Origin of the sequence: Fulvivirga aurantia, assembly GCF_009711475.1 — a bacterium.
GTDB classification, from domain to species: domain Bacteria; phylum Bacteroidota; class Bacteroidia; order Cytophagales; family Cyclobacteriaceae; genus Fulvivirga; species Fulvivirga aurantia.
Map to the genome: position 1 here is coordinate 1 of NZ_SMMD01000923.1, position 18529 is coordinate 18529.

16 protein-coding genes are annotated in these 18529 nt (G+C 38.3%); 8 read left to right on the top strand and 8 right to left on the bottom strand.

What is annotated here, in order from left to right; translation table 11 throughout:
- Positions 1-174 precede the first annotated feature (174 nt).
- From E1176_RS17275 to E1176_RS17285, 3 genes are read right to left on the bottom strand one after another with little or no spacing between them, the layout of a single operon-like run.
- Positions 175-1800, bottom strand: a complete 1626-nt coding sequence (locus tag E1176_RS17275; RefSeq protein WP_155212299.1) for a PKD domain-containing protein — start codon at positions 1798-1800, stop codon at positions 175-177.
- A 28-nt stretch (positions 1801-1828) separates the two neighbouring features.
- Entirely contained in the window at positions 1829-3412 is a 1584-nt protein-coding gene (locus E1176_RS17280) for a RagB/SusD family nutrient uptake outer membrane protein (protein WP_155212300.1), read from the bottom strand.
- Positions 3413-3415: 3 nt separating this feature from the next.
- Positions 3416-6487, bottom strand: coding sequence for a SusC/RagA family TonB-linked outer membrane protein (locus tag E1176_RS17285; protein ID WP_155212301.1), 3072 nt, complete (start codon positions 6485-6487; stop codon positions 3416-3418).
- Between the two features lie 267 nt (positions 6488-6754).
- On the opposite strand from E1176_RS17285, the gene E1176_RS17290 reads away from it, so the two are divergent.
- Positions 6755-9664: a helix-turn-helix and ligand-binding sensor domain-containing protein gene (locus tag E1176_RS17290; protein ID WP_155212302.1), complete on the top strand. Its 2910-nt coding sequence runs from the start codon at positions 6755-6757 to the stop codon at positions 9662-9664.
- A gap of 3 nt (positions 9665-9667) precedes the next feature.
- Here E1176_RS17290 and E1176_RS17295 read toward each other — a convergent pair whose 3' ends face one another.
- On the bottom strand, positions 9668-10276 hold the full coding sequence (locus E1176_RS17295) for a pentapeptide repeat-containing protein (RefSeq protein ID WP_246206124.1): 609 nt from the start codon (positions 10274-10276) through the stop codon (positions 9668-9670).
- 59 nt (positions 10277-10335) lie between these two features.
- Here E1176_RS17295 and E1176_RS17300 point away from each other — a divergent pair, with 59 nt between their 5' ends.
- Together E1176_RS17300 and E1176_RS17305 are read left to right on the top strand one after the other, a co-directional pair.
- Complete coding sequence (locus E1176_RS17300; RefSeq protein ID WP_155212303.1) at positions 10336-10887, top strand: ExbD/TolR family protein; 552 nt, start codon at positions 10336-10338, stop codon at positions 10885-10887.
- A 109-nt stretch (positions 10888-10996) separates the two neighbouring features.
- Entirely contained in the window at positions 10997-11950 is a 954-nt protein-coding gene (locus tag E1176_RS17305) for a hypothetical protein (protein ID WP_155212304.1), read from the top strand.
- A gap of 5 nt (positions 11951-11955) precedes the next feature.
- Here the strand turns inward: E1176_RS17305 and E1176_RS17310 are convergent, their stop codons facing one another.
- Together E1176_RS17310 and E1176_RS17315 are read right to left on the bottom strand one after the other, a co-directional pair.
- Positions 11956-12477 (bottom strand): DinB family protein, encoded by a 522-nt coding sequence (locus tag E1176_RS17310; protein WP_155212305.1) that lies wholly within the window; start codon positions 12475-12477, stop codon positions 11956-11958.
- A gap of 60 nt (positions 12478-12537) precedes the next feature.
- Positions 12538-12876 (bottom strand): single-stranded DNA-binding protein, encoded by a 339-nt coding sequence (locus tag E1176_RS17315; protein WP_155212306.1) that lies wholly within the window; start codon positions 12874-12876, stop codon positions 12538-12540.
- A 228-nt stretch (positions 12877-13104) separates the two neighbouring features.
- Here E1176_RS17315 and E1176_RS17320 point away from each other — a divergent pair, with 228 nt between their 5' ends.
- From E1176_RS17320 to E1176_RS17335, 4 genes are all read left to right on the top strand, one after another.
- On the top strand, positions 13105-13455 hold the full coding sequence (locus E1176_RS17320) for a DUF2116 family Zn-ribbon domain-containing protein (protein ID WP_155212307.1): 351 nt from the start codon (positions 13105-13107) through the stop codon (positions 13453-13455).
- A 6-nt stretch (positions 13456-13461) separates the two neighbouring features.
- Positions 13462-13914 (top strand): BLUF domain-containing protein, encoded by a 453-nt coding sequence (locus E1176_RS17325; protein ID WP_155212308.1) that lies wholly within the window; start codon positions 13462-13464, stop codon positions 13912-13914.
- Between the two features lie 117 nt (positions 13915-14031).
- Positions 14032-14484, top strand: coding sequence for a BLUF domain-containing protein (locus tag E1176_RS17330; protein WP_155212309.1), 453 nt, complete (start codon positions 14032-14034; stop codon positions 14482-14484).
- 182 nt (positions 14485-14666) lie between these two features.
- A complete protein-coding gene (locus tag E1176_RS17335) occupies positions 14667-15020 on the top strand; it encodes a hypothetical protein (protein WP_155212310.1) in 354 nt (117 codons plus the stop codon).
- Between the two features lie 3 nt (positions 15021-15023).
- Here the strand turns inward: E1176_RS17335 and E1176_RS17340 are convergent, their stop codons facing one another.
- A complete protein-coding gene (locus E1176_RS17340; protein ID WP_155212311.1) occupies positions 15024-16799 on the bottom strand; it encodes an OmpA family protein in 1776 nt (591 codons plus the stop codon).
- 198 nt (positions 16800-16997) lie between these two features.
- Between E1176_RS17340 and E1176_RS17345 the strand changes: the two genes are divergently transcribed.
- Complete coding sequence (locus tag E1176_RS17345) at positions 16998-17768, top strand: carboxypeptidase-like regulatory domain-containing protein (RefSeq protein ID WP_155212312.1); 771 nt, start codon at positions 16998-17000, stop codon at positions 17766-17768.
- 7 nt (positions 17769-17775) lie between these two features.
- Here the strand turns inward: E1176_RS17345 and E1176_RS17350 are convergent.
- Positions 17776-18529: DUF3050 domain-containing protein (locus E1176_RS17350; protein WP_155212313.1), on the bottom strand; the 754-nt coding region annotated here is incomplete at its 5' end.

Below are 18529 nucleotides of genomic sequence, written 5' to 3' on the forward strand. Positions count from 1 at the left end.
ACCCATTAACAAAATGACGAACAGGTGGGTAAATAAATATGGTATGTATTTTTTCATTGTAACAATTGACTCAAGATTACTTAATACAGCCAGCAAATTTCTTAATTGTGATAGGCGTTAAATAAAATTTATTAGTAGAGGAGTAAGTATACTCCTCTACTAATAATTTAATCATTAATAAAAATAGATATTATCAACATAGAATGAAGGTGAGGATCCTGATCCAGCATCATCAAATTTCATTTGAAATACTTCGGTCAAGTTCACTACGCTGCTAAATTCAGTTAGCGCAATATCAAGACTTGTCCAAGCACCTGCCTGAGTTGTAATCGAATAAGGTGTCTCATTTGGACCTGGGCTGATTAAAGAGAAATTAATAGTAATTTCTGATGCAGACCAGATATCTAAATGAATAAATGTTTTTCCGGAAACATCTTGCTGATTACCTGAAAAGTCAATTCCCTGGTAATTTAAATTAGAAAGAAGTAGTACATTATCACTTTGTACCGTCTCTTCAGTTACAGTTGTAGCCTGCCCCCAATTAGGATTAGTGTTTACATCAGTAATATCAGTGTAAGCATCACTGTAAATAGAAATCACGTTTGCTTCCGGTTCAGTTGGGGTCGGAGCTGGGTCAGTTAGTGTAGCTGCACTCACACTCACACTCTTTGTAACTGAGTTAGATGAACTTCCATCAGATGCCGTTAATGTAACATCATAAGAACCTTCCGCTGCATAAGTATGGCTTGGATTTTCTTCAGTGCTAGATCCACCATCACCAAAATCCCATGAGTAAGTTGTAGCTCCTGATGATTTGTTTTCAAAATTAACGGTCAACCCGTTTGCTGCAGCTCCAAAATCTGCCTTTACTGATACAATTGCTGGCTCTACAGAAGGATCAGCATATGAAACATAAGTAAACGGCCAGAAAGCACCATCGTAAGAAAAGTTAACGTAAAGTGTATCAACACCAGTTGATCCACCATCTACCACAGTTGCATTAAATTTCACTTCACTTGCCGGCACGGTAGATTCTTCACTTGTTCCTAATTTAGGTATACCTATCCATGCTCCTTCTCCTGTCAGAGTGATTGTATTATTTGTTGCATCATAACTGTAAGAGTGTGTGCCGCTTAACCACGCACTTACATCAACACCATCTTTGTTGACCATATTGGCTGCTGTAGCGTCAAAGCATTTTTCAAAATTGACTGTACCGTCAAATACTCCAAATTCACCCCAAAATGAACCATTATCGTTATAGATATAGCTACCATCTCTTGTGAAGGTAAACTCATCATCATAAAGACATGGTCTGGAACCGTCATTAGAGTTACCCGGCCAGAATACTTGATAATCTGCGGCAGAAGGATCCGGACCTGATGCTAATAACATAGATGTACCTTCTCTTATCAATTTCCAGGTCTTAGAATCAGTACCTGCCAACAAAGTTAATTTTGTATTAGGATCCGATATCTCAACAGTTTCTGTTTTCCCTGAACTTGCTCCAGATGCATTTGAAGCAGTTAACTTTACTGTATAGGTACCCTCAGCATCATAGGTATGAGAAGGGTTTTCTTCTGTAGATGAGTTACCATCACCAAAATCCCATGCGTAAGATTCTGCGTTTTGTGAAAAGTTCGTAAAATCGACTTTAAAGAAGTTTGTATCATCAACCTCAAACTGAAAGCTGGCAATTGGATCTGGAGAAACAACAGCTCCGTCATCGTCATCACCACAGGAGACTAATAGGACCAACAAAAGTGACCATAGTCCGAAATAATTAAGTGTTCGTTTCATAACTGTATAATCAAATTAGGTTTATAAATTATTTAAAAAGGTCAGCTGATGGATACTCTGAAATCGATCCGGCTGTATTATCAATATCTTTTTGAGGTGCCGCCAGCCAGTGAGAATTTTCATTGAAGTTGGAGGCTTTATCACCTGTAAATAATGAAGCACTAGCCCGATCACTTCTTACTAAGTCAAACCATCTGTGACCTTCTAAGGCTAATTCTGCTCTGCGCTCATACCAAATGAGTTCCAAAAGGGTAAGACCCTCTTCAGTCATAAGCTCCTGAGCAGTTCTAAAATCTGTTGCATCAGGCCCAGCTGCACGCTCACGTACCTCATTTATGGCCACCATCGCTTCTGCATCACTTCCTGAGCCTCTCACAAGTGCCTCTGCATACATTAATAAAACATCGGCATATCTAATAACTGGTTCGTTAGGGTCTTTTAGCACATTTATTTCACCTCCATTAGGATTGCTGTAAGAATTATAATTGGCATATTTTTGCTGCCAATAACCAGTATAGTCCTGTGCATTTTGCTCTGCCTGATCTACACTACAACCAATGTCGTTTAATTCATCTAGTGATATTATTGAAGCGTCTCTTCTGTATGAGTCATCTGCCAAATAATGATCAAATAAGCTACTTGTTGGTAGGGTGAAACCCCACCCAGGCAAGTAATCAGGATGATCACCACACAAGCCTCTGATACCGGAGAGCTGAGTGATCATATTACCATTAATAATCTCGCCTGGTACACTAAAATCTCTGGCTATTTGATTGGTATACTGAATTTCAAATACAGACTCTTCTGTATTCTTAGCACCAAATGCAAAAAGATCATTATAGTCATCAAGTAACTCATATTGACCCGAGTTAATCACAGCTTCGAATTGTGCTGCTGCTAAATCAAATAGAGCGGGGTCGTCATTTAAAAAATCTGCCTGATATAGGTAAATCTTACCTAAGAGAGCCTGGGCCGTAGTTTTTGAAACTCTACCAGCAAAAGATCCTGTATACTTCGTATCTGGCAGAACATCTATTGCCTCTTTCAAATCCTGAGTCATAAATGTGAACAGGTCTGTAATCGTGGCTCGCTCAACAGTATTGAACGTTTCCTGATTCAACACCTCGTCTACAATAGGTACCGGACCAAATATTCTGAATAAGTCAAAATGATAATAAGCGCGCAAAAATTTCGCTTCTGCTTTGTATGTATTAATTAATTCTGACTCAATAGCATCGTTATTTATGAGCAGGTTTGCACGATAAATTCCCCACCACCCTCTTTTCCAAAAAGATTCACTCTCATTTGTAAAGGAGTTGTTTGTAAAATCGTCAATTTGTTGCCAACCTGGCTGGTCACTATTGCTTGGGTCTCCCCCTGCATTGGCGTTATCGCTTCTTATTTCTGCATACATTACGTTGCTAGTCCAAAATCCATTTGGAAACGTCCACTGTAGTGGGTCATATGCCGAGATCAATGCATTAAAAAATTGATCTTCTGAGACATAATAATTGTCTTCTAACACTTCTCCTTTAGGCTCAGGATTGATAAAATCATCCGAGCAAGCATTGATTAAGAAGCTACCTATGAGTATGTATATTATCTTTTTCATATCTTAAAATGTGATTTGAACTCCTCCTCCTATACTTTTCGTTTGTGGATAAAAACCTCGATCTATGCCCGATGCGGATACCCCGTAGTTCGGAACACCGATTTCAGGATCAAGTCCGGAGTAGCCGGTGACTGTAAAAAGATTATCAGCTGAAAAATATAACCGCATTTTTGTGAGCTTCATCTTTTCAGCTATGTTCTGCGGTAGAGTAAAACCAAGTTGAATATTCCTTAGTCTCACATAATCCCCATCTTCCACATAAAAATCTGATGGAACGCTGTTAGCCCCTGCACTAGCACCAATGGTTACTCTTGGGTAACTTCCTCCAGGATTAGACTCTGACCATCTATCAAGCCATTCTACAGAGTAGTTATTATTTACAACATCCTGTCTTTCAAATGTTCGATAGATCTGATTTCCCGTCTGGCCGGCAAACATCATTGATAGATCAAACATCTTGTAAGATCCTCGTAGGTTTAATCCAAACGTAAAATCAGCCCACGGTGAACCAATATCTGTTCGATCTTCTGCACTAATCTGTCCATCACCATTGATGTCGACAAATTTCAAATCACCTGGTTCAGCATTTGGCTGTATAGGGTCACCATCAGAATTGATATAGCTAAATATATCTGCATCACTTCTGAATATTCCGTCTGTTTCATACCCAAGAAAATGAAATAGTGGCTCTCCTACTTCCATTCGGGTAATAGCAGCGTTTCTTACTGGCCATGTATAGCCATTAATAAAACCATTCTGTCCATCGACTCTTGTTACCTCATTGTTTAATGTTGCACCGTTCAGTGTTACACCAAAATCAAAGTCACCAAAGGTTTTGTTGTAATCTATTTTAAATTCGATACCTGAGTTTTTGATTTCACCCACGTTGGCAAATGATGGATTATTTCCTGCAATTACCGGTGTCGATTGATCAATAATTAGTAGACCATCTGTAATCTTTTGATAGTAATCTAATTCTACAGATAAAGTGTTGCTAAGCATTCTAAACTCCAGACCAACATCTAATTGTTTAGATTCCTCCCACTGTAAAAATGGATTGCTTAGGGATGAAGGTGCCGCCCCATTAAGAAGCAACTGATTGTCATCTGGTCCGAATTGGTAGTCTGATCCAAAAGATATAACACTTGAAAATGCCAGAGGCCTAATTCTATCGTTACCATTAGAACCATAACTCACTCTTAATTTTAGAAAGTCAAGAGTCGAAAAATCGAAAAAGTCTTCATTTGAAATAACCCAACCAGCTGAAAATGCCGGGAAGATGGCGTATCTATTTTCCTGACCAAATAAAGAGCTACCATCTCTCCTTACTGAAGCTGTAAACAAATATCGCTCATCATAATTATAAAGAACTCTACCGAATACACTTGTATTGTATCTATTAACCTCTTCTCCACTATATGCTGTTTCTGTAGAATCAGGAACAAGACCGTCAGCTATAAATCTTAAGTTCTCATTAAATAAAGCTTCCTCAGGTAGGTTTTGACCTCCTCCTCCAGAGAAGCGTCCCGTTCGCTCAATAGCAGTAGTACCTATTACAGCCTCTATATTATGTCTGTCAAAAGTCTTTGTAAATGTTAGGTAATTTTCCCACTGCCATTGAAAATTGGAGTATGTGGCCACACCCACTCCACTATTAGTAGCAAAAAATGCCGGAGTGAACTGATAGGCTGGTGAGTAAAAATCTGTAGACCCTGAATTATATATTACACCTATATCGGTTCTAAATTTTAACCACTCTAGAGGCTTAATATCTAAATAAAGATTTCCAGAAATACCTAAATTTTCTGAATCTGTATTGGAAATAAAGATTCTACTAAATGGATTAATATATTCTTTTTGTACATATGGAGATTGAGCAAATCCAAATTCTGCATTAGGATCAAAAATTGGTGTGATCGGATCATACACCATGGCATCTGCAATAGGACTTCCGAATTCATTATTTTCCGGAATAGTCGAGTTTTTTGTCCCAATAAGTGTGAGATTATTTCCAAGATTTAGAAAATTATTGACTTCACTCTCAGAATTTATTCTAAATGTCAACCGCTCAAAATTTGATTTTTCAGGGGCTATTATACCTTCTTGACTCACATATGACAACGAAGCAAACAATGACCCTTTTTCTACTCCTTTAGAAAGGGAAATATTATGGTTTTGAAGAGGAGACGCTTCGAATAACTCTTCAGTCCAGCTTGTGTTGACTGGGAGATTATTAGAATTGGTCGGAAAACCCAGAGGTAGGTCAATGCCTGCGCTATTGTATTTTTCATTGATAAGCTCTACATACTGAGAAGCGTTTAACATCTCTGGCACCCTCCATGCCGATTGCATAACATAAGAGCCATTATAACTGAATTGTGTTACTCCAGATTTTCCTTTTTTAGTTGTAATGTAAATTACTCCGTTTGCTCCTCTGGTACCATAAATGGCCGTGGAAGCAGCGTCTTTTAATATCTGAATGGATTCTATATCAGCCGGATTTAGTGAGTTAAGAATTCCTGGCTCTGTATATTGTATTCCATCGATCACAACCAAAGGAGAATTATCTCCATTAGTTCCTACTCCTCTGATCAGTATTGTAGGATTAGAACCTGGAGCACCAGAAGCACCGGTGACCGTCACACCACTGGCCATTCCTTGAAGTGATCGACCCACGTTAGGTAGGTTCATCTTTTCTACCTGTTCAGCATCTACGGTAGAAATAGCTGCTGTAGATACGCTCTTCTTTTGAGAGCCATACCCAATAACAACCACCTCCTGTAGTGATGTGACATCTTCAGTCAATAATATATTTATAGTAGACTGACCGCCAACCTGAATCTCCTCGGACACAAATCCAACAAAGCTGAAAACCAGTGTAGCATTTTCATTTGCCGTGACGGTATAATTACCCTCGATGTCAGTAACAGTTCCTGTCGTGGTACCCTTTACAAGTACGTTTACTCCAGGTAGGGCTTCACCCCCACTGTCTGTTACTTTTCCACTTACGGTGGTTTGCGAAAAACCCGCAATACTCATAAGTAGCATAAAGTGAATAAGTAAAATTTTCTTCATAATGTATTTGGTTAAGACTTCGATTTACAACAATCGTTTGCGCTATGGTTTGAATCAACACATATATCGGCTTCAAGTCAATAAATGAGGTACATCAATAATACATCAATGGCTTTTTTTCAATTGCTCAAAACCACATCATTTTTTCACAAAAAGGGGCTATACATATAATTTAAGCATTTTTTTTGACTTTCATTTTACTTTCTATTTCAAGGTCTGGAATACATCATTTTATTTTCGATTTACATTTTTTTAGTAATTTGAGGTATGTTTCTAAATAAACTTGGAAAAGTCTGTTTCGGACTTTTTATAATCATAATTCAGGGCTCATTCACTGTCTCTGCTCAACGCTTACAAGGCCTGCCTTTTACAAAATATTATTCTACCCAGGAGTACGAGGGTGGTATTCAAAACTGGGCTATTACGCAAAACAATGAAGGGCTAATTTACGTGGCCAATAACTTTGGCTTACTTGAATATGACGGTACAAACTGGAATCGATTTGAGCTCCCCACTGAGACTAAAATGCGTGATGTTCATATTGCGCGCAATGGTCGGACCTATATAGCAAGTCAGGGCGATTTTGGCTATTACTCACCAGCAATTGACGGTAGTATGGTTTTCACCTCTTTAGCTGATAGCCTACCGCAGCAATACAGAAATTTTGATGAAACATGGAAGGTATTTGAATCGAGTAATGATATTATCATTTTCTGCACATTCAGGCAGATATTTATGTTTAATAAAGACCGACTGCAAAGAATAATTGAACCTACTTTCGCTCCGGAAAACTTTCATTGGGTAAATCACACTTTATTTGTAAATCAACTAGAAACCGGCCTCACCTATCTTGATGGTGACAGCCTCAGGTTATTTGATCAGGGCGATTATTTCAGAGGCAAAACCATTACAGGCATACTTCCATTGGCCAACAATCACCTTCTGATCGCAACGGGTGCTCACGGAATCTACACCTATGACGGCACAAAGTATTCTGTATGGAACAATGACAACAATCAGGCTTTTTCTGAAGCTTTTATAAACAATACCCTGCGGTTAAGTAATGGAAATGTGGCTATAGGCACCCAAAATGACGGACTCTTCATCACTACTGCTAATGGTGAAATACTATATCACTTAAACAAAGGCCATGGGCTTAATAACCGCACTATACTCTCCATGTATGAAGATGTACTGGGCAATCTGTGGGTTGGTCATAACAATGGTCTTACTACTATTGAGCTCAACGTACCATTTACGCTCATTAGTGAGCAGTCAGACCTACCAGGTACGGGCTATACCGGGTTTCTTTCTCCTGAGAGCATATATCTTGGCACCAACAATGGTTTATACAGAAAGCAGCTCAAAGAAAATACAAAGCTTGATTTCAACTTTGTAGACAACACCGAAGGCCAGGTTTATAATATACAGTCAATCGACAACTTACTTATTTTGGGCCATCACCAAGGCACTTTTCTACTAGATGGAGCCTCTACACAGCAAGTGTCAGATATACTTGGCGCATGGACCTTTCTTAAACTAAAAACTAACCCTGAGTATATCATCGGTGGTACTTACAAAGGCCTGTTGCTGTTTAAGAAAACACCAAGGGGTTTGAGTTTTGTAAGAAAGATTAGGGGCTTTGACGAATCATCGCGAGTGATGGAGCAAGATGCCTCCGGCAATATCTGGATGACTCATGGCTATAAGGGTGTTTACAGGCTAAACCTCAATGATGATTTAGATTCTGTGAGCGTAAAATACTATGGAGTAGACGCTGGTTTGCCCAGCAATATTCTTATCAATGTCTGGAAAATCAATAATGAATTGGTTTTCAGCACTGAATCACAAATTTATAGCTATAATGAAGCCACTGACAGCTTCATAGTTGATGACTTTTTTGCTAAATACTTTGAGGAAGAAAGCCATGTGAGCTACTTAGAGCAAGATCCGCTTGGCAATATTTATTACCTCGCCCCGGACAACATGGGAGTCTTAGAGAAACTTCCCAACGGCACATACATCAAAAAATCTAAAATTTTTAATCGATTAAAGGGGTTGCTCAATGATGACCTTCAGAATCTTTCAGCCCTTAATGCCAATAACGTCTTGTATGGCGCTAAAGAAGGTTTTATTCTTTACACAAAAAATAACTCCAACCTTGATGAGCTGGATTTTCAGGCTTTAATCAGGCGCGTAACGATTACCAACAATCGGGACAGTGTGATATCTACAGGGTACTATTCCCTAGATGGCAATGTATCATCTGCACAGGAAGTAAAAAATGCTCCTGTACTCAATAGTTCTCACAATTCGATACGTATTGAATATAGTGCCGCGTTTTTTCATAGTAGCGATAATACGCTTTACCAGTATAAGCTCTCAAACAACAAATGGAGCGAGTGGACTTCCAAAACCGATAAAGAGTACACTAACCTTATTGGCGGGGATTATACATTCACCGTAAGGGCTAAGAATATTTATGATAAGGTGAGTAAAGAAGCTTCTTTTTCTTTCACCGTCTTACCACCCTGGTATAAATCTCAAACAGCGTATGTTTTTTATGTTCTTGGTGTGGCTTCTGTGTTGTTGCTTGTTTTTTATTTTCTAGACACCAGACATAAAAAAGAAAAGAAGCTCATGGCTCTAAAGCAGAAAAAGGAGATCAACAGAATTGATAATGAATTAAGATCTTCGGAGGAGCAAATTCAAATACTAAAAAACGAAAAGCTACGTGGTGAGGTAGAAAGCAAAAATAAAGAGTTAGCCACTTCTACCATGCACCTGCTCAACAAAAATAGCTTTATCAACAGTGTGAAGCATAACATAAGCACGATCATAAAGCGTAGTAAAAATCAGGAAGTGAAGAAAGAGCTCAATAAAATTATGGGCAACATCGACAAAAACATGGCCGAAGATAACGATTGGGAGCACTTTGCCATACACTTCGATCAGGTACACGGTGACTTCACGAAGAGAATTCAAGACAATTATCCCGATCTCACGCCTCAGGAAATGAAGTTAAGTGCGTATTTACGTATGAACCTGTCTACTAAAGAAATTGCCCACCTGCTGAACATCTCTGTAAGAGGCGTTGAAATTGCCCGTTACAGGCTTAGAAAAAAGCTAAACCTTGAGCGTGCGGTAAATCTTCAGGAGTTTATTTTGAAGTATTAGAGTTTAGTTGATTTTGAGATTATAGCGTGTGAGTAGGCCTGGCAACCCCTCTAAAGCAAACCTTGCCTTCTTGATGTCGTTTACTTCCGGGTCAATGATAAAATTCCCGGCACCTCTCATATCTGCACCAGTAAGCTTCGTTCGCTCAAAAATAGCGCCTGTCAAATCGCAGTTTACAAAACTCGCGCCTGAGAGATCAGCTTCAGCAAAATCAACATCATGCAGACTACAACTATCAAAAACAGCTTTTTTAAGCATCCGCTGATAAAAGTTAGATAGGTTTAATTGGCACCCTGAGGGTTTTATCTCAAATAAGAAATCATTGCATTGGTCAAATTGAAGGCCAAGCATTTTGCAATCTTTAAAGCTAACATCTCTAAAGGCAGTCTGATAAATTTTAGCATTACTTAAATCGCAATTGATAAACTCACACTCAAGAAAAACAACCTCAGAGAGGTCGCTCTCAGCGAAATTACAATTGGTGAAACTACAATTGTCGTACTCTCCTTTGGGTAGAGGAGATTTAGTATAGTCTGTATTCTTAAAATCTTCTTCGTGCATGAGGTAACAATCTATAAATGGCAAGTATAAGTAAATGTAACCAGTTCTCATTGTCAGGATTTGAGCCTTTTGTGACTTTCTCTTCTCAATAGATTATTTCAATAAAAAAGATGAAAGTTTCCAAACGATTACATACCGCTACTACCAATGCCTCTTCCATGGCTGATATCGCCTTTTTATTACTCATATTTTTTATGGTCACCACCACAATCAGCAATGATCAGGGCCTGGATCTACAACTACCTCCCTATCTGGAAGAAGATAAGCCTATAGTAGAAATTCATGAGAGAAATCTTTATAAGATACTCATCAATACAGACAATGCCGTTTTTGCTGAAGGTGAAGTAGTTACCGATTTGCCACTTATGAGGACTCAAATCACTCAATTCATTTTAAATAATGGCAAAAACCCGAATTATAGCGACTCACCAAAAGAGGCAGTAGTATCTATAAAAACTAACCGTGGAACAAGCCAGGAACGATTTGTTGATGTTTTAGATGAGGTAAAAGCTGCCTACTACACCATTTATGCAGAGCGACTAGGAGTAGAACCAGAAGTGGTAAGAAATATTTCTAACGATAACATCAAGCTAAAAAGGCAGTACAAGGAACTAAAAGCAAGCATTCCTATGAACATCTCAATAGCTGAACCACAGCAATAACTGAAAGTTTTTAAAAGTTTGATCAGCGGAGATCATAAATACTAAAAACAAGTTTACATTTGTAAGTTCAAGAGAGGCTTGTGTTTGCCCTATTCTAATTTTTTGCGACTTGCAACATTTTTTCACAAAGCTTTTATTTGCCGGCACCGGTAAGACAGCCAATAAACAACTATACAGAAGAGTACTCTTCTCAAATGTTGTTTTCTTAACACTTTCTGCTGTCTATTTAACCTTCATGCTGATGGATATAAGCAGCTATTTCAGGCCGTGGAGTGAGCTAAATTTTGATGCGCTTACAGTACCACTAATGATTGCCTACTGCTTGCTTGGCATCTATCTCAATCAAATTGGCAGAAGCTATCTCGGTCGCCTAACATTCCTCCTCTCATGGATATTGCTCATGCAGGTTATTCCGATAATAATTCTTCAGACCCCGGCCGATTATTATATTGCCTTCCCCTTGGGTTTAATTTTTCATAGTGTACTGGCGCAACTTATTGTGGCTACTAAAAAAGAGCCCATAACTTTTTACCTACTGATGGCTGGCAGTCTGGTAACGCTCATATATAGCAAAGATTTCTTGCTGTATTTCGATTCAGATGTCAATAGAATAGATAATGCTATCATCGGCTCAAAATATTACGATCTTGTCATTATTTTATATTGGCTGCTTTTCAATACAATGACTTATTATGTCATCAGAGTATTAGACCAGGTTATAGAAAAGAATGAAGAGCAAAAAGAACTGTTATTGGAAACCAATAAAGAGCTTAATGAAATGAACGCTTTGGTTGACGTTACCAATAAAAATCTGGAAGATCAGGTAGACCAACGCACAAAGGAACTTCAGCAGGCAAATAAGGTATTGGCCTCATATGCTTTTTATAATGCACATTTAATCAAAGGCCCGTTTTGTAGAATTAAGGGATTGGCAATGCTGGCAGAAAAAAATGCAATAAGCGAAAAAGAGTTTAAAGAACGGATGGCGACTAGTATACAGGAGTTGGATAAGGCCATCGAAGAAATGCAATTGCACTTTAATGACGCCAATAAGATTGATTAAAAACCCTATTTGTTTAAAACACCAAGGTACTCCACCCAAGGCCCCACCTCTGATTTATAATTTTTTGCCATAACCCGAGAGGTCTGATTGATGTGATTCAGGTCATGCACTACCCAGGTTGATAGTAAATTTTTAAGTGTGACTTCACCTAATGCCGGATGGGTGCCTTTCAGGTCTAATTGATCCTCGGAGATATTAAGCGCACGGAGTTCTTTTATATTGGCAGCTCGTAGTTTCTCAAATTCGGCCAATAGCTCTCTTAAGCTTTTACCTTTGCTGTTTTCAAATTGAGCAAATCGATCAAAAGGCACAAATGCCTCATCTTTTTGAGCCAGGATAAGTTTTGTTCTGGGAATCCAATCAGTTTTCTCACCGTGTATTAAGTGACCCACAATGTCATATGGGCTCCATGTATCCGCGCCTTCATTTTCGTGAACCCACTGGCTCGAGAGGTTTTGGAGTAAAGAATTAAGAACAACAGGCGTACGCTCTAAAATTTCAATCGATGACTTTAGGTTAAATTCCATAAGTAGTTATAAAAGATAAGTAATAGCCTCACCAACATGCTCTGGTGAGGCCTTTTGAACTTAGTTTTTGCCACCAAACATGACCATTTCGTTCATATTGATTTCTGTTATATACTTCTTTTCACCTTTATTAGTTTCATAAGACCTATGCACAAGCTTTCCTTCGATAGCCACTTCACTTCCTTTCTTTAAATACTGGCTTACAAGCTCAGCTTTCCTTCCCCACGCAACCACATTATGCCATTGCGTATCTTCTACTTTTTCTCCTTGCGCATTTTTATAATGGTCAGAGGTAGCCATTGAAAACGTGGCAATCGTATTGCCATTTTCTAATGTTTTTACTTCAGGATTTTGACCTAGTCTACCAATAAGCTGTACTGAGTTTCTTAAATTTTTCATGCGTAATAAATTTTATGTTTTAAGATTTGATAAAAGCGTTGTTTGATTTCGCTGAAGCAAAGTAAAGGTGAGATAAAAGGCATAATCGTATGATAAATGCTTGTATTCGTTTAAATTACATTTGTAAACGTTTGTAAACGACTAATAATTTGATTATCAAGTATTTAAATATTATTTGCACGTAGACGATTTACCTTTATTTTTTTACATTTATTAACCTATAGTAACTTGGAAGAAAAAGAATGCCTCGAATGCGGGACGGCTATTTTTGGAAGAGCTGATAAAAAATTTTGTTCAGATCAGTGTCGTAATAGTTATAACAATAAACTCAATAGCGACTCTAATAACCAGGTACGAAACATCAACAACATTCTCAGGAAAAACAGAAGAATTTTGATGGAGCTTAACCCAAACGGAAAGACAAAAGCGCCTAAAAGCAGATTATTAGAGAAAGGTTTTGATTTTAATCATATAACCAGTATCTACACAACAAAGGCGGGCGCAACCTATCATTTTTGCTATGAATATGGCTATCTGCCTCTGGACAATGATTGGTTTGCGTTAGTTATTAAAAATTAAGCTTTAATGGATTTACACCATATCATATACGTGAGTAAAGGAATCAACATCAATCAGGAAACTATTGATGATATTCTCCAAACAGCTCAATCTTTTAATGATGCTCACAATATCACAGGCATGCTTCTTTTTATAGAAGGTAAATTTTTCCAAATACTGGAAGGAGATAAAGCTGTAATTACAAAGTTATATGAGAGCATTAAGTCTGACCAAAGACATAAAAACGTAACAACTGTATCTGCTCATGCCATTAGAAACAGAACATTTAAAGGCTGGAGCATGCGATTTAATGCTATTGACGAAAAAGAATTTACCGAGTTAAGTGGCATTTCCAGCTTAGGGGCTTTATTCAGCATTAAGCCTGGCCCTAAAGACAACGTGGCTTTTGTATTTGCTCAAAAGTTTGCCAATAAATCATTCCCCTCTACATCATGGTGGGATAGGCCCGCTATAATTTAATAGACTTTTTTTTGGCCCGATTGAACTTATTATAACTGTGATGGTTGTATGCCTGAGAGTGATCCGTTTTCACTCAAAAATTGTCATTATTTATAATGATGACACAAAGCGAAAGCCATGGATTTACACCACATCATCTACGTAAGCAAAGCTGTCCATATCACTACAGCAGATTTAGATGACATTGTTAATGCTGCTCATAACTTCAACACAAAAAACAATATCACGGGAATGCTGCTATATATAGATGGTAAGTTTTTTCAGGTGATTGAAGGTAATAAAGAGGATATCAATAATCTGTACGCAAAAATCCGTACCGACCCAAGGCATAAAAACATTACCACAGTATCCGCACACCCTATAAAATTCAGAACCTTTAAAGGTTGGAATATGAGGTACAAAGCCATTACTGAAAAGGAATTTAGTGAGCTAAGTGGAATAAATGTATTTACTTCACTATTTTCTCTCAAACCAGGCCCCAAAGAAAACGTTGCTTTCAATTTTGCTCGTAAATTCAGTAGAAAATCCTTTCCTTCCCCTACCTGGTGGGACGATCGCATGTCGGCATAATATAGCTTAGATACGTTAATTCGTGTAATTTTATTTCTTTGATGTCCGGTTTTAATTAATTGGAGATCAATATGTATCTTAACGGCATGAGGCGTTTTTCTTTCTTATTTAAGATGCTGTTTTTGGCTTTAATTTGTTATTCCTGTTCGAGTAGTTGCGAAGAGTGTTCTGACGATTTTGTGTTGAGATTTAAATTCAAAAATCAGCAGGGCGATGAAGTCTTAAAAGACCCTGCACCGCTAAAAATCACTGATTTGCAGAGCAATGTATTTAGCCCTGAGCGAGAGGAAACCGAAACTGACAGTGTTTTCTTACTATCACTTAACAGTGAGAATCAGACACTAAACTTACCTGATACACTAGTATTTTTATATGACAATGCCGTGATAGACACAGCTGCTATCAATTACGGATTTAAGAGAGACAGCGAATGTTGCCGAAACCCAAGAGTAATCGAAGGTATCGAAACACTAAACCTCCCTTTTGTTAAGCTTATCAAAAGAGAGTTTAATGTGTATAGCATTACGGTAGAATAATTCCTATTTCTTCAATACTGTAAATTCCACTCTTCTGTTGGTAGCTCTTCCCTCATCTGTAGTGTTGGTGGCTACCGGCACTGTTTCGCCATATCCTCTTGCTACTAAACGAAACTCATCTATACCCTGACCAATGAGATAGTCAACCACAGATTGCGCTCTGCCTTGCGATAAGTTTAAATTGTATTCATCAGAGCCTTTATCATCAGTATGGCCCGCTATCTCAATTTCTAACGAAGGATTGTTTTTTAGAAACTCTACTACCTTGTCAAGCTCTACATATGATTCTGACTTGAGCGTAGTTTTATCAAAATCAAAGAAAATGTTATTTAAACGTACTGTAGTGCCTATTTCAATTGGTTTAAGGTAGAGATCTCTCGTCAAAACTGTAGCTGCATCATCGCTGTAAGCTACACTGTCGGTTGTATTTAAATAACCTTCTTTTGAAGCTGTTAAAATATACCAACCTTTTTCCTCCAACTCTTTCTCATAATACCCTTTTTTGGTATTCAGTTTATTATCTGATCTACTCCCTTTCCTTTCCAAAGTCACCAAAGCTTCAATGGGCTCGCTGGTCTTATCATCATATACTACGCCACTTAATATAGGATTTCTCGGTATTGGCTTCAGAAAGAAATCTTTTATCACAACGGTGTCGTTATAAACGTCTTTTAGCTCAAACATGCCTGAAGCCGATTGATAGCCTTCTAGGGAAACATCAATTTGGTAATTGCCCTCACCTTTGAGCTTGGTTTCATAAGATCCGTCCTGCGTACTTGCTTTTAATGTATCTGTTTGTCCATTATCACCATAAACTATGAGATCGGCCCAAATACCTTGTCTGGTCTTATCATCTAAAACGAGACCTTTTAAGTCAATAATTATATCCTTCAGCTGCAGCTGAAAAATATCTAAATTACCTCCATCAATTGTTCTGCCAGACTGCGTAGTAAATACATTGCCAGAGGCATCCACAGACATGTAAGCATCAAATGCTCGTGTATTTAGGGGTTTACCCATATTCACAGGGTCAGACCATTTGAGCCACGTATCATCCAGGCGTTTGGTCATGTATAAATCTGAGCTACCCTCACCCATGTCTTTTCTGGTGCTTGAGAAATAGAGCGTCTTGTCATCTGGTGCCACAAAAGGAGCAAACTCATCGCGCCCTGTATTTATATTATCGGGCAACTTAACGGGGATTGAATAATCACCATTATCCAGTCTTTTGCTTAAATAAAGATCACTGTAAGCACTATTTTCTTTTTCGCTTAAATAAATGATCATGTATGCGCCATCGCTGGATAAAGTAGCTCCGTAAAACTTACCCTTATGGAATTTTTTGAAGTCTTCAACATCCACCTCTTCAGGATTGCTCCAGGAGTCGCCTTGTCTCTTGGTAAAAGAAAAACCGTCTTCATTTTTACGACCTCCTCCACGAATAAACAAAGTGCCATCCGGCAAGACAGTAAAGACCTGATTTGCCTGGTGTTCATTCAACGGTCGGCCGAGGTGCTCTGCTTCTGACCATTCACCATCTTCGTTAAGTGTAGCTGACCAAATATCCTGGCTATTTTCTTTGCCGTAATGATTATCCGGATGATTATGCACGAAAAAATATAATGTTTTACCGTCAGGAGAAATTACAGGAGCACCCTCATGGTAGCCTGTATTTACTTTCCGACCGAGATTGATAAGTTCATACCGTTCATTATACGTTTGACCAAAACCAATGAAACTATAGACAAGTAAGGCAACTAAGGTAAAAGTTCGCTTCATGTGTGTTGGTTTATTGAGTAAAGATATAAATTAACCTCATTTAAGGAAAAGAAGCTCAAGCCTTGATCACCATTTTTACAAAATAGTAACTCGGCAGATCGGTCTGAAGCAATTTCATTTCACCCGTGCGCCCTCAATTATTTAATAAAAAATCAGGTTTTCGGGCATCTTTTACGCTTTAGTCACGTTAGGGTGCTTATGACAAGAATCTTGTTCGTAGTCGGACTACTATTTGTATCTTTTCTTTACACAAACGCTCAGAATATTGAGCTCTCCGGTCAAATCATAGATAAACAGACCAAAGAAGCTGTGCCTTATGTACACATTATAAATTTGAGCACAGACCAAGGCACGGTGAGCAATACAGAAGGCCGCTTTTGGGTAACTATGGATTTGTACGATACCCTACAGTTCTCCGCGATTGGTTTTGAAAAATATGCCTTCACCCTCAAACCTGATATTGACACCGATAAGCTTGACGTAAGTATTGAGCTTAATACATCTACCCTTGAACTCGAAACAGTAAATGTTTTTGCCTATAGGAATGAGCAAGCATTGAAACGCGCACTTATAGAAATGGACGCTCCAATTGAAAAAGAAGAGAAATTTACTATTCCTGGTATACAGATGGGTCAAAAAAGAACGACTTCTTCAGGGGGCGGAATTGCTATTGGCGGGCCGCTTACCATGATCGGAAGAGTTTTTAGCAAAGAAGTAAAAGAGCAAAAAAGACTGAAGGAGTATAAAAAAGACTATGATTATCAGAAAATATTAACTTCTAAATACAACGAATCTGTGGTAATAGAAATCACAAATTTACCTGAAGACAAAGTAGAAGACTTCATGGAATTTTGTGTATTGGAAGATTCCTTTATTTACAGAGCTTCTGAGTATGAACTGGCTGTAGTACTTAATAAGTGCCTGGTAGATTTCGAAAGCTTACTGAAGGAAGACCGGGAAGAAAATTAAGTCTGTCTTAAACTGCCAAAGTTTCTTCTTCCAGTCGTTTAGTTATCCCATTCCAAAGCTCAATTCTATGTGTTAAAGCTGTTTTGGCAACATCCAGTACCTCATTCCATTTTTGCTCATCATCTCCGCAAAGTGTGCTAACCATCTGCAATGAAAGTGGCCCGTGCTCATCACCATCAAGTTCGATGTGCCGCTCAAGATAGTAAGTGAGTTTATTGTAAGATTTCGAATTGTCTTTATTTTCGGCATGTTTTACGATTTGCAAAAACATATCCGGTATCAGGTCTTCTCGACCAAATGTAAAAGCAGACGCGATTTTGTGGGCCTCACCTTCCTTTATAATCTGAAAGGTATAATTTACAAAGGCCTTTGTTCCCTCCCCTAAGTCTGCCTTAGAAAGAGCGGCACCCACAGACTCTATAGAGGTAATTTCAGCTATAAATTTTTCAAAATTCATGGTATCAGCCTCAACCTGATGCATAGCATCCAGATACATTTCAAGATGACTTTTCGGCTCTCCAAGTTCGTTTACATCACTTTCTTCACCGTGCACAATCTCATTGATGAATCGCGCCAATTCAGGATCGGCAGCAGGAACCCACGGGGTAGTAACACAAGTCAGTTGCTGTTGAAGGGCCTTAAGCAACGACATAAAATCCCAAACAGCAAATACATGCTCCTGCATGAAGATCTTTATATCTTCTATCTGGCTTAGTTGGGTATATAATGGGTGGTTATTAAGTTTTTCTCTAAGTGGGGCT

Excerpts from the sequence above, each read along its gene's own strand:
- E1176_RS17325 (WP_155212308.1), top strand. The coding sequence starts at position 13,462 with ATGGATTTACACCATATCATATACGTGAGTAAAGGAATCAACATCAAT.
- E1176_RS17300 (WP_155212303.1), top strand. The coding sequence starts at position 10,336 with ATGAAAGTTTCCAAACGATTACATACCGCTACTACCAATGCCTCTTCC.
- E1176_RS17295 (WP_246206124.1), bottom strand. The coding sequence starts at position 10,276 with ATGAGAACTGGTTACATTTACTTATACTTGCCATTTATAGATTGTTAC.
- E1176_RS17290 (WP_155212302.1), top strand. The coding sequence starts at position 6,755 with ATGTTTCTAAATAAACTTGGAAAAGTCTGTTTCGGACTTTTTATAATC.
- E1176_RS17340 (WP_155212311.1), bottom strand. The coding sequence starts at position 16,799 with ATGAAGCGAACTTTTACCTTAGTTGCCTTACTTGTCTATAGTTTCATT.
- E1176_RS17315 (WP_155212306.1), bottom strand. The coding sequence starts at position 12,876 with ATGAAAAATTTAAGAAACTCAGTACAGCTTATTGGTAGACTAGGTCAA.
- E1176_RS17330 (WP_155212309.1), top strand. The coding sequence starts at position 14,032 with ATGGATTTACACCACATCATCTACGTAAGCAAAGCTGTCCATATCACT.
- E1176_RS17275 (WP_155212299.1), bottom strand. The coding sequence starts at position 1,800 with ATGAAACGAACACTTAATTATTTCGGACTATGGTCACTTTTGTTGGTC.
- E1176_RS17310 (WP_155212305.1), bottom strand. The coding sequence starts at position 12,477 with ATGGAATTTAACCTAAAGTCATCGATTGAAATTTTAGAGCGTACGCCT.
- E1176_RS17280 (WP_155212300.1), bottom strand. The coding sequence starts at position 3,412 with ATGAAAAAGATAATATACATACTCATAGGTAGCTTCTTAATCAATGCT.
- E1176_RS17285 (WP_155212301.1), bottom strand. The coding sequence starts at position 6,487 with ATGAAGAAAATTTTACTTATTCACTTTATGCTACTTATGAGTATTGCG.
- E1176_RS17345 (WP_155212312.1), top strand. The coding sequence starts at position 16,998 with ATGACAAGAATCTTGTTCGTAGTCGGACTACTATTTGTATCTTTTCTT.